At 24.8% G+C, this 12,373-nt stretch carries 10 protein-coding genes; 6 read left to right on the top strand and 4 right to left on the bottom strand.

Annotation, left to right across the window (positions count from 1 at the left end):
• Both QZ146_RS07715 and QZ146_RS07710 read right to left on the bottom strand, forming a co-directional pair.
• A partial coding sequence (locus QZ146_RS07715; RefSeq protein WP_295723255.1) for a biotin transporter BioY occupies positions 1-539 on the bottom strand: 539 nt, incomplete at its 3' end.
• 479 nt (positions 540-1,018) lie between these two features.
• Entirely contained in the window at positions 1,019-1,774 is a 756-nt protein-coding gene (locus tag QZ146_RS07710) for an RraA family protein (RefSeq protein WP_295723254.1), read from the bottom strand.
• Between the two features lie 899 nt (positions 1,775-2,673).
• On the opposite strand from QZ146_RS07710, the gene dnaG reads away from it, so the two are divergent.
• Positions 2,674-3,966 (top strand): DNA primase DnaG, encoded by a 1,293-nt coding sequence (gene dnaG / locus QZ146_RS07705; protein ID WP_295723253.1) that lies wholly within the window; start codon positions 2,674-2,676, stop codon positions 3,964-3,966.
• Between the two features lie 247 nt (positions 3,967-4,213).
• Complete coding sequence (xerA, locus tag QZ146_RS07700) at positions 4,214-5,209, top strand: site-specific tyrosine recombinase/integron integrase (RefSeq protein WP_295723252.1); 996 nt, start codon at positions 4,214-4,216, stop codon at positions 5,207-5,209.
• Between the two features lie 103 nt (positions 5,210-5,312).
• Here the strand turns inward: xerA and pyk are convergent, their stop codons facing one another.
• Both pyk and QZ146_RS07690 read right to left on the bottom strand, forming a co-directional pair.
• Positions 5,313-6,716 (bottom strand): pyruvate kinase, encoded by a 1,404-nt coding sequence (gene pyk / locus QZ146_RS07695; protein ID WP_295723250.1) that lies wholly within the window; start codon positions 6,714-6,716, stop codon positions 5,313-5,315.
• A gap of 390 nt (positions 6,717-7,106) precedes the next feature.
• The gene (locus QZ146_RS07690) at positions 7,107-7,817 is read right to left on the bottom strand and encodes a DUF4013 domain-containing protein (RefSeq protein ID WP_295723249.1); all 711 of its coding nucleotides are present in this window, start codon (positions 7,815-7,817) and stop codon (positions 7,107-7,109) included.
• Positions 7,818-8,437: 620 nt separating this feature from the next.
• Between QZ146_RS07690 and QZ146_RS07685 the strand changes: the two genes are divergently transcribed.
• From QZ146_RS07685 to QZ146_RS07670, 4 genes are all read left to right on the top strand, one after another.
• The gene (locus QZ146_RS07685; protein WP_295723247.1) at positions 8,438-8,587 is read left to right on the top strand and encodes a hypothetical protein; all 150 of its coding nucleotides are present in this window, start codon (positions 8,438-8,440) and stop codon (positions 8,585-8,587) included.
• Between the two features lie 563 nt (positions 8,588-9,150).
• Positions 9,151-9,444, top strand: a complete 294-nt coding sequence (locus QZ146_RS07680) for an H/ACA ribonucleoprotein complex subunit GAR1 (protein ID WP_295723245.1) — start codon at positions 9,151-9,153, stop codon at positions 9,442-9,444.
• A 70-nt stretch (positions 9,445-9,514) separates the two neighbouring features.
• The gene (locus QZ146_RS07675; RefSeq protein ID WP_295723256.1) at positions 9,515-10,447 is read left to right on the top strand and encodes a transcription initiation factor IIB; all 933 of its coding nucleotides are present in this window, start codon (positions 9,515-9,517) and stop codon (positions 10,445-10,447) included.
• A gap of 644 nt (positions 10,448-11,091) precedes the next feature.
• Positions 11,092-12,222: a hypothetical protein gene (locus QZ146_RS07670; protein ID WP_295723244.1), complete on the top strand. Its 1,131-nt coding sequence runs from the start codon at positions 11,092-11,094 to the stop codon at positions 12,220-12,222.
• Positions 12,223-12,373: the final 151 nt, after the last annotated feature.

Here is a 12,373-nt window from a genome sequence, read left to right as displayed (position 1 = left end):
ATAAATGGAATAAGTCCCATCATAAGTAATTGACTTAAAGATAAACTTACTCCTTGACTATACATTGTTAAATATAAAGTTGCTAATCCTGGAATATAAATTGCTGCAAAGTTAGCAATAAGTAAAGTTCCAGTCATACCTATAAATTTACGAGATTTTGGTAATTTGTCTGAAATACTTCCAACGAAGTATGCACAAATAATAAATCCTAAGAAATATCCTCCAGTAGCACCCATTAAGACTGAAAGCCCTCCAGTCATACCACTATACCATGGTATTACAAGACCTAATAAGCAGTAGAGTATCATGGATAATACGCCGTATTTTCTACCAAGAACAATACCTGCAGTCATTACTGCAAAACTTTGTAGTGTAATTGGTATAGGAGTCCAATTTAATGGAATTACAATCTGTGCTGCAATACCAGTAAAACATGCCATTAAAAATGCATATGCAATTTTTTCATATGTACTTGCATTTCTTACATGGTTATATATGTCGCTTCTTTTTTGATAATAAGCTTCCATATGGGTGTTCATATTTTACCTCCATTTAAATTAGAATTTTTTTTAATAATTTAAACAAATAATTTCTCTTAAAATAAGTTTGTCTTAATTTTGAATTAAATTCCTACAAGTTTTTGTTGAAACTAATTTAAATATTTTATGAAACTTTTATGGTAAGTTTTCTATTTTTCCTTAAATCAATTAAAAATAGTATATTATTTATAATTTTGTTTTTTTATAGGGATATGTATTGTAATTTGATTTATTTTTCTTTAAAACTTTATTTTAATAATTAAAAAAATATTTATTATATAAATTGATATTAGTTAAAAAAAGAAATAAATTAAATATTTGGAACTATTATTAAAAAAATAATTAAATAATATTTTTTAAGAAATTATTTAAGAAATAAATTAAAATAATTTAGGATATTATTAAAGAATGAAGTAAATTAAAATATTTTGTGATATTATGAAAAATAAATATATAAAAAAATAAGTCAGTAAATCTAATTAGTCTTTTTTAAAATTGTCTTTTACATTTGCAATCTCTGCTAGGGTTTTACCTTCATTTAGACTTTTTAATATATTTTCTTCTTTTAATTTTATATTTAATGTTTCGATGATAACTTCATTAAATTTCTCTTTTGCAATTACAACTACTCCGTTTTCATCACCAAAGAAGAAATCTCCATCTTCAATAGTAGTCCCATCAATTTCAAGTTCTGTATTTAATTTACCAGTACCTAATGAGGTTCCTGCATTTGGACAATAATCTGTACAGAATAGAGGATAATCCATATATCTAATTACATCAATATCTCTCATATGTCCATAAACTGCAACAGCTGCAAGTTCTTCTTTTTTTGCACATGTTGATGCTAATTCTCCCCATACTGCTATTTTTTCCTCACTTGTTTTAATAAATAATACTTCTTTTTTACCTGTATAATCGATTCCTGCAACTGCAGTTCCCCAGTCATTTGCACCAGTTAGGCATGTTTTAATTTTACCATATCCTTTCACACCGGTTATGGATTTTAAACCTTTTATTACTCCTGAATCTCTATAAAGCTTATTGTATGCATCTGAAATTTGACAACTGGATACACTATCAAGTATTGTTTTTAATTTTAAATGATTATCATTATCCAAACTTAAATCTTCAATACTAAATTCGTCCTCTTTTAGTTCAATATCGGTAATATTTAGTTTTTTTGATTTTTTACCTGTTGCCATTTTCATTACTTTTTTTGGACCTAATGCCACATTAACACCTTTTTTATTTTATTTTATTATTTATGATTTTCATATTTTATAATATTTTTTTTCATTGTTTAAGCATATTAAAATTAAAATATACAATTTTATATATTAGAATTTTCAAAAATTATTTTAGGTAAAATTAACAATTATTATACTCGAAAGAGTTTTTCATTACTAATATAATTTATATCATATATAATTAAAATAAATATTTAAAATTAATAATAGTAATCTATTATTAGATATTAGAAAAATTTAATACTAAAACTTTTGGTATTAATTATTTATTCAATTATTAAAAATTTTCAAACAAAAATAGTAATTCATTAAGATTTTAATTCAATATAAAGATGAAATGATTAGTATATTCAATTAATTATTATTTGATAGAAAAATTTTAAATCTAATTAAAGGTGTAATATATGTCAATTTAGATATTATTTGGTAAGGGTATTATTAATCTTAAACCATTTTTTAGAAAATATTTATACAAAAAAATATTTTAAGTTCAAAGACATATGACAACTACATCATGATTTATTATTTAATTTTAAACTTTTATTACTTAATTAGGGTAGTTATATTTTTCTAATTTAAAAAACTCTTTTTTTATAGTAATTTACCTAATTAATTTAGTCGTGCTTTGCACATTATAATACTAATATAAACTTATAATTGCATTATTAGTTTATTTTATTTTATTTAAGCTAATTTATCAATTATTAATAATTATTCAAATTAATAAAAATTAATATTAATTCAGTTTATGGTTAATTATTGTTTTTTTAAAATGAATATTAGCTTATTTTAAATAATCTGGAAAATTAATAATTCTTTTTAAGTTTTATTATTTATTAAATTTTTATATATTTAATTAAATTAAGCCGTAAAGGAGGCTTATCATGTCAAAAGGTGAAGAATTAACAACAACCAAATATCTCATATATGCAGAAATTAATGCAAATGGGATAGTGGAAAAACCTGACGTTGTTGGAGCTATCTTTGGTCAAACTGAAGGACTTTTAAGCAATGATTTGGATTTAAGAGAACTTCAAAGAACTGGAAGGATAGGCAGAATACAGGTTTTAATTCATTCTAATAGTGGTCGTGCTAAAGGTGAAGTTGTAATTCCATCTAGTTTAGATAGAATTGAAACTGCAATTTTAGCTGCATCACTTGAAACAATTAATCGTGTTGGTCCTTGTGAAGCTAATATTATTGTTCACAAAGTTGAAGATGTTCGTGCTGTGAAACGTCAACAAGTGGTTGACCGTGCGAAAGAAATTTATAAAGGAATGATGGATTCTGTTGCTCCTGAAAGTATGCAAATGATTGAGGAAGTTAGGGAGGCTATGCGTGTTCATGAAATCTCTGATTTTGGTGATGAAAGACTTCCTGCAGGACCTAGTGTTCATACTTCAGATGCAATCATTGTTGTTGAAGGAAGAAACGATGTATTGAACCTTTTAAAATATGGAATTAAAAACACTGTAGCTGTTGAAGGTGTTAATGTTCCTAAAGCTATTGCAGATTTAACTAAAAACAGAACTGTAACTGCATTTGTTGATGGTGATCGTGGTGGAGAACTTATATTAAAAGAACTTATTCAAGTAGGGGATGTTGATTATGTTACTCGTGCTCCTGTTGGAAAAGAAGTTGAAGATCTTGAAAAAGATGATGTAATTAATGCTTTAAGAGACAAAGCTCCCCTTGAACAATTCTTATCAACAACTAATATATTTTCAAATCAAGAAATTCCAAGATCCAAAAATCCTAAAAAATCTCTTAAACGTGGCCATGATAATTCTAACAAACGTATTAACAAATCATCTCGTCGTTATGATACTTATGATAATTATGATGCTGGAGGATTTGTTGAAGAGCCACCAATTCCTATTGAAGAAGATGATGATGAAGTTAGTTTAATGAAGGATATGCTTAAAGAAATTGAAGGTACTGGCACTGGAGAAATCTTAGATAATGCATTAAACCTTATGAAAGAAGTAGATGTTGAATCTTTATTTGATGAGGTTCAAAATGTTGAAGATAATGCACAAACCATTGTTTTTGATGGAATCATATCACAAAGATTAGTTGATGCTTCTTACAATAAAGGCATTAAAAACCTTGTAGCATTTAAGGCAATTAATATCGTGAAAAAACCACGTGACTTAAAAATTATAACTTTACATTAAATAAGGATTTTTTTCCTTATTTATCTTTTTTTATGATTTAAGAAATTTTCTATTTCAACTTCTATTTTTTAATAATATCTGTTGTATTTCTTCTTTTTTAACTATTTTTTAAATGTTTTTTTTTAACTTTTATCTAGAAGTTTTCACTAAAATAAAAAAAAAAAGTATTAAATATAATAAAAATATATTTTGGTATAACGAACTAAGTCATTTAAATTTTTTTAAATAATTCAATTATAGTGGTTATATGGCAGATTTTCTAAATCAGAATCAAAATAATATTTTCAATGAACAGAATAATAGTTCTACTGTTTCTCTGCCTCAATATAATGAGGATGGTGAAAAAATAAGCATACTTGAAATATTTGATTTTGAGGATATGTGTGAAGAGTATATTATAGATTTAGAAATTAGAAATTATTCGCAAAATACGATTAAAACATATAATGCTATAATTAACTCTTTTTTAGAATTCTTACAAGGTGAAAATGATTTATCTGATGGTCGTAAATTCCTTAGATCATTTAAAAGATATATTCAATATTTAAAAAGAGAAAAAGATGTTTCTCAAAATTATATTTATCTTGTAACAGTAAGTTTAAAAAAATTCTTGGAATTTAATAATATTTATTTTTTAAGTGAAGTTGAAACTCCTAAACGTACTAAATCTCTTCCAAAGTCTTTAAATGAATATGAAGTTCAATCACTTATTGCATCCGTTGAGGAGGATAAAGAAAATACAGAAATGCAAAGATTTACAAAATTGAGAAATAAAATAATTTTAACCCTTTTATATTCTTCAGGATTACGTATCAGCGAACTTTTAAATTTAAAAATGAATGATATAGATTTTAAAACTCGTACTATGAGGATACGTGGAAAAGGAGATAAAGACAGAATTGTTTTATTTGATGAGGAAGCCTTAGATTTGTTAAATGAATATAATGCTTTTAGAGATGTATCTAATGATCTCTTAATATATAATAAAAATGGCAATAAATTATCTTCCCGTTATGTTGAGATTATGATTAAAAAATATGCAGAACGTGCAGGAATTAAGAAAAAGGTTACACCCCACATTTTAAGACATTCTTTTGCAACACATCTATTAAAACATGGTGTGGATATTAGGATTATTCAACAACTTTTAGGCCATGCAAGTTTGTCTACTACACAGATATATACTAGTGTGGATATGGAAACTGTTAAGGATATTTATGATAAGGCTAAGGAGAATAAATAGTATTTAATAATTTATAGTAAATTACTAAACTTTTATTATACTTTTTATAAATGATTTAAATTTGCTAAACAACTAAATGTAAATAAATTATATAATATTAGGATTATATTTCTATAATTTTTAGATAATTAGTCTTGTTTGCTTTTCCTAATGGTAATCCTCCTGTAACTACAATTAAATCTCCCTTATTTAAATTGAATTCTTTTATAGCTATTTTTTTTGCATTTTCAACCATATCGTCAGTACTTTCATATATCTCTGTTATTACAGGTTTAACTCCAAAGTTTAAAACAACCTTTTCTGCAATATGTTTTGATGGACAACAAGCTAAAATAATTGAGTTTGGTCTTAAATTACTAATCTTACGTGCGGTAAAACCGGTCATGGTAGTTGTAACTATTAATTTTATATTTCCGTATTCAATAGCATCTACAACCAATTTGGCAATTGTATCACTAATGCCGATTCTTCCTTTATATGTGATATGTTTTGTATAGTCAACTGTTGATTCTATGTATTTACTTATTTTATCCATTATCTCTACTGATTGTACTGGATACTTTCCAACAGTAGTTTCTCCAGATAACATTAAACAATCAGTTCCATCTAAAATTGCATTAGCTATATCTGATACTTCTGCTCTTGTTGGTCTAGGATTTTCATACATAGAAGCCAACATTTCTGTTGCAACAATAGCAAACTTGCCTTTTTGGCGACATTTTTCAATAATTGTCTTTTGAAGAGTAGGTAATTTTTCTAATGGAACATTTACTCCTAGATCTCCACGAGCTACCATAATTCCATCAGATTCTACGATTATTTCATCGATATTTTCAATACCTTGTTGACTTTCAATTTTTGAGATAATACAGGCATCTCCTCCCGCTTCTTCAATTATTTTACGGGCAGCAATTACATCTTCTCGGGAATTTACAAAGGATAATGCTAAATAGTCACAGGAATGTTGTGCTGCAAAGGTAATATCTTTTTTATCGACTTCACTTATAAAATCTAATTCTAAATTGACTCCTGGAACATTAATTGTTTTATTGTCTTGGATTTTTCCATCACCTAAAGCTTTTAGTACAATATGGTCCTTTTTCTTATCAACAACTTCGAGTTCAAATAATGCATTGTCTATAAGTACTTTGTCTCCTATTTTTATAAAGTCAATTGCATCACTATGGTTCACTCCAAATTCTTCTTTATTACCAAGTATGCAAGTTTTACTCATCTTAATAGTATCTCCTTTTTTAAGACTTATTTCTTCATCTTTAAATTTTAAGGTTCTAAACTCTGGTCCTTTAGTATCATACATTATTGCTACTGGCACATTACATTTTTTACGTACTTCTCTTATAACCTCAATTGTTTTTAATATCTCGTCTTTCTCGGCATGACTAAGGTTAATACGTGCACAATCCATACCATTTTCGACCATTTTACTCATAACATCAACAGAATCACTAACTGGACCTATACTACATATAATTTTTGTTTTTTTCATAATACCATTCCAATATATTTTTAACTCATATTTGCCATAAAAAAGAAGAGAAAATATACTTACTTTTTTTTAAATTATAGAATTTAATGTTATTATTTCTTTATAATAAAAACTTTGATATATATTAATTTTATTTTTTTGTTTATTTTTTCATATTATCAATTTGAAAATTAAGATATTATAATCTATTTTTACACTTTATGGATTATAAAATATTTCATATGATTTAGAGTTGAATAAAGTCAATAAAGTAAATAAAGTAAATACTTGAATAAAATAGGTTTTATAATTTTGATGGAATTTAAAACAATTTAATAAAATAAATTTATTTTCTAAAAAAAGCAGTTAATAATTTTATTTGTAAAAAAAAGAAAAAAAGAAGTGGTTTAATTATGCATCAGAGTATAATAAACCAACAGCTCTGTTATAGAAGAATGCTATATAAACAGAACCAAGACCTAATATGATATTTCCAATAATAGGTATAACGCTTAAAAATCCTATAAGTATACACATGATTATTATCATAATAACAATGACAATAACTGTTGCAATGAGTTTACCTAAACCTACTCTGGATATATCGCCTATTACTTCACTAATAGCAAAAGCTTCTCCTAAACTGTCATAATGTGCTAATCTACATTTAGCCATAAAGTTAGCTAATGCAAATATGATAAATATAAGTATACTGAGTGTAGCGGTTAGCCAACCTTGGAATATTAAACTTAATAAATACATAAGAATTACAGGTATAATGTAATAAATAATACCTACAACTATTAATTTTAATGCATTTACAATTTGTCTTCCGAAATCTACAGAAGGACCATCACTTCTTTTTTCAATACCATATTTTATAATGTCTAAACCATATCCCTCAATTAATAAGAATAGTATAATCATAACAATAAATCCAACAGTACCTGCTGCAGCAAGCATACCCTTAACACCTGTTGTACCTATACTAGCTACAATACCTACTAAACTTGCTCCTCCTATAATTCCACCAATAACTCCTATAATTGCATAGATTAATAGTGCTTTCATATTTTGGAATGGGTAGGATAAAGCATCACTAATAATTTCTCCAATATTCATAATTTTTCACCTTTTATTTGTGTTTTAACCTTATAAGTTATAATAAAGTTTTAATTTTTAAAAGTATATAAAGTTTACTATAACCATTTTTATTCATTAAATAGTTTAATTTTTAAATTATGGGAAAATTTTAATTATAGCATTGTTATGTATTTTTTTTAGAAATTAAATTTATGTTTAGAGAAAATAATTTGATTTTATAAAATATTTATGATAAAAATTAAAATAATTTTTGAGCTAATTCGATTAATTTATAAGTTAAATTATATTTCCATAATTAATCAAGTGCTGATTTTAAATTATTTAGTTTATTTAATTTAGTATTGAAAATTATTGAGGAAAATCTCAAATTATAAACATCCTAATTATTTGCACTAAAATTTACATAAAATCAAAAGATACTTTTTTTTACACTAATTTTTTTTCAAATTTTCCAAGGAATAATGGGATTTATAAAATTAAATTGAAAATATTAAAACTTAATAAAGAAATATATGTAAGTATAATTTAAGTTTTTAACATTCAAGATAAAATGAAATCAATAAGATTAATACCAGAATTAAGTAAATTGGATACTTTAATTGTATTTGTTTTAAAGGAAATTACTATAAATAACATTTATGTTATATTTCAAGGCAGGTCTAAGAGTTTTAATTGTTTGTGGGGAAAAATTAAATCCTCAAAATATTCCATTAATTATTAAAGTCAGTGACTCTATAAAAGAGATTCTTTTCATAGCAGGATTTGATAAAATTTTAAATATAGTCTAATGTTTTAAGAATTACTTTAATTCAAGGCATTGGATTTTTATAAAGGTTTATATTAATAAAAAAAATGTTTATTAATGTTATAAATCCATTTTAATTTTAAATTAAAGATTTATTATCAATAAAATAGGATTATAAAGTTATAAGTCTATTTTAAATTTCATTTAATTCTTTTATCACTTTTATGGATTTTTTCTCTCTACCTTTAAGTTTTTGCAAATTTCCGATATTCTAAGCTTGCATTTTATGATTTCTTAAATTTCCTCATTTTTTTTTAATAATTTTTTTCGTTGGGGAAATGAAAAATAGTATTTATTTTCTATTTTATATCATCCATGACTCTTAATATAATATATGTTCCTTAAAATATACCACATGTTAATATTTTAAATTTTAACTTAAATGAGTCTAATATATTAGTATATAATCTAAATGTTCCTTTTAATTCAAATAGTAATTTATTTAAATAGGTACTATTTTTTATATATAAAAGTATCGAAATATTTATATATAATAATAAATAACTTAAAATTATTAAGTGATTGATATTTTTTGACTGATTTTTTATGAAAATTTTAGGTAATAGTTTACATATAGCAAAATCTGGTAAATTAATAGCAAAAGGTAAGCAAACTCCAATCGCTGGAGCTATAGTATTTGATTCTAAAAAGAAGAAAATAGGAAAAATTAATACGGTATTTGGACCAACAAAATCTCCTTATATATCAATAAACCTTTTCAAATCTACAAATAAAGAAAAAATCATGAAAAATCAAGGTGAAAAATTATTTGTTTCTACTGATAAAAAACGTAAACGGGGGAAAAACCACGGAAGAAGAAGAATTAAAAGAAAGAATTAACAGAACTAGAAGATCAAAACAGATCTCTAAATCTGGAGTGGTTGATGATACAACTACTGAAAAAGAACAAATGCAACATGATGTATTTAATATAGATAGACAAACATGTTGTCCTGAATGTGGTTCTGACCAATTAATCGGAGATTATGAAAGAGCAGAAGTTGTTTGTGCTAATTGTGGTCTGGTTATAGATGAAAACCTTGTAGATATGGGGCCAGAATGGAGAGCATTTGACCATGAACAAAGAGATAAAAGGACTCGTGTTGGTGCTCCAATTACTTACACTATTCACGATAAAGGTTTAAGTACTATGATTGATTGGAGGAATAAGGATATTTATGGTAGAGATATTCCTGCAAGAAACAGAGCTCAATGGTACCGTTTAAGAAAATGGCAAAGAAAAATCAGAATTTCTGGTGCAACTGAAAGGAATCTTGCATTTGCTTTAAGTGAATTGGATCGTGACTCTTCAAGATTAGGTCTTCCAAGAAGTGTAAGGGAATCTGCATCTGTTGTTTATAGGAGTGCAGTTGAAAATAAACTTATTCGTGGAAGAAGTATTGAAGGTGTTGTTGCTGCTTCATTATATGCGGCTTGTAGAAGATGTAAAGTTCCTCGTACTTTAGATGAAATTGCTGAGGTTTCTCGTGTAACTAAAAAAGAAGTTGGTAGGACTTACAGATTTTTAACTCGTGAATTAAATATTAAATTACCTCCTACTTCACCTGTTGATTATGTTCCTAGATTTGCAAGTGAACTAGGTTTATCTGGTGAAGTCCAATCTAAAGCTATAGATATTATTAATAAGGCTATGGATAAAGGATTGACTTCTGGTAGAGGTCCAACTGGAGTAGCAGCTGCGGCATTATATATTGCATCTGTTCTTTTAGGTGAGAGAAAAACTCAAAGAGATGTTGCAGAAATTGCAGGGGTTACTGAAGTTACAATCAGAAATAGATATAAAGAGTTAACTGAACAATTAGAAATGGGTGTAACTTTATAATTCTAATAATTTAAAACAAGATTAATTAAGTATTATTTTATTAATCTCTTTTTTTATTTTTATTATTAGTTTTTTACTATTTTTTTAGGTTATTTACTTTTTTTTATTTTTTATTAGTATTAATTACTTTTTATTAGTTCTCATAACTTTTTAGTATTTTTCATTACTTTTAATTAGTTTTAATTACTTTTTATAACTTTTTATAACTTTTTATTATTTTTCATTAATTTTTATCACTTTTAATTACTTTTTATTATATTATTTTTTTTATTTATCATATATTACATCTTTTAGTACATTATTTTTAATTAATTAAACTTATTTATTATTTTTTATTTATTTTAAATATAAAACAAATTTTTTAATCAATTTAAGGTTAATTTTTTTATTTAAAATTTATTTTAAATACAATACTGATATTTTAATAAATTTAAAGCTAATTATTTTATTTAAAATTTATATTAAATATTTATATTAAATCAAAATTTTATTATTATATAAGTATTTAATATTATATTAGATGTTTACTACTGTATAATTTTGAATTGACTTGGATTAAATATCAAAAAATATTCAAATAAATGGGGTATAAAAAATATAAAATACTGTTTATAAAAGTATTCATAAATTTATGGTTGATAAAAATGAAAATAGATAAATATTATCTTTGCGGGACAATACTAATAATAATCGCTTGTTCATTATACTTTACAAGCTTTTTAGATATGCTTGTTCGTCCATTCTTCCAGATAATTTTAATGGGTTCATCAAAAGGTAAAGATGTTTTGTTCTTTGGAATATTTGGTCTATTTTTAATTTTATCCAGATTCTGTGAAAGACATAAATTAAATATTTTAAATAAATCAAATGATTTTTATCTTAAATTAACCTTTACACTACTGATTATTATTGGATTAATAGCTATAATTACTGAAATATATATTAGATTAAAATTAAATTTTCCTATCAACTCTACATTTGTGGTTATTGATCCTTCAATGACTTCTACAAGTATAATGCATTCTCATGTGTTTAAATCAGTTTTTGGATTTATTGTATCTGTAATCATACCTAATATTCCTGCGGGTATTCATTTAGGTAATAGTTTAGAGCCTTATATTCCAAATTTTGTTAAATTTTCATTTATTTTAATGGTACTTTTATTTATTACTATGGTTAAAGCATGTGAAAATCGTAGTATGTTTATTCGTTTTTTAACAATATTCTTTTTTAGCTGTGGAATAATCGGTATAATGGATGGAGGAATATTTTCAACACCTGGTGTTGGTGGAGTATATGGATGTCTTGTAATATTATTTAATGGATTTTTATTGGATAAACACTCTCGATTTAATAGTGATTATTATAATGATAATATTAAAGATGATAAACCTGAGGGCATTACATCAATTATTTCTAGGCATAGTAAAAATCTGTCAAATGTTTTTAAAACGAGTAAAACTGATTTTAATACTAAACAATTAATTAAAATATTGCTTCCTCATTTAATTTTAATATTAATAATTGTAATTAGATTTTCACTTATATTTGCAATGGCACAAACTGGATATTATGAGGTTAATATTATAAATCCCCATGATTCAATTAATTTGGATGATTATGGTGTTTTAACTGTTGTAGAGGAAAATAATCGGACTGTTTATCATTTATCTTCTAATCATAATGAAATGATTTTATTGAATAGTCTTGCAAATAATTTAGAGTCTAAGTGTGATGGATTTTCAATTACGTGGAATGCCTATTCTTATTTATAGTTTAAAATTTATTCAAATATTTTTTATCTTTTAATCAAGATTTTATATTATAATAGGGTGCTAGATTATTTTGTACGAGAAACTTGCACAAAACTCTTATTTTTACTAAATTCAATTAATTTAATTTTATTTTATAATGGTGTTTTCATAA

It is taken from the genome of uncultured Methanobrevibacter sp. (assembly GCF_905235195.1).
GTDB lineage: Archaea > Methanobacteriota > Methanobacteria > Methanobacteriales > Methanobacteriaceae > Methanarmilla.
Note: the sequence above shows the minus strand (reverse complement) of the source record. Positions and strands in the feature narration are given on the sequence as shown.